We start from the raw sequence: 211 nt of genomic DNA on the forward strand, positions 1-211 counted from the left end.
CTCTATGTCGCGGCGCGTTTCGAAGCCGAATTCCCGCTCGGTCTTCCGGAAGAGTATGGCATCAACGGCGGCGTCTTCTATGACGTGGGGAACCTTTGGGATCTCAGCGATGTGAACCTGAACAGTGCCAGTGTCGTGGGTGAATCCGGCTCTTTCCGCCATGTGATCGGCGTTTCGGTCTTCTGGGATACGCCCGTGGGTCCCCTCCAGT

The 211-nt window shown here is 58.8% G+C and carries 1 protein-coding gene; it reads left to right on the forward strand.

Going from position 1 to position 211, the window contains the following annotated elements; translation table 11 throughout:
- Positions 1 to 211, forward strand: a 211-nt coding sequence (locus tag A3764_RS21765; RefSeq protein ID WP_150122392.1) for a BamA/TamA family outer membrane protein, incomplete at both ends; no start/stop codon positions are given.

The sequence above is a fragment of the Sulfitobacter sp. HI0129 genome (assembly GCF_001635395.1).
Taxonomy (GTDB): Bacteria; Pseudomonadota; Alphaproteobacteria; order Rhodobacterales; family Rhodobacteraceae; genus Sulfitobacter.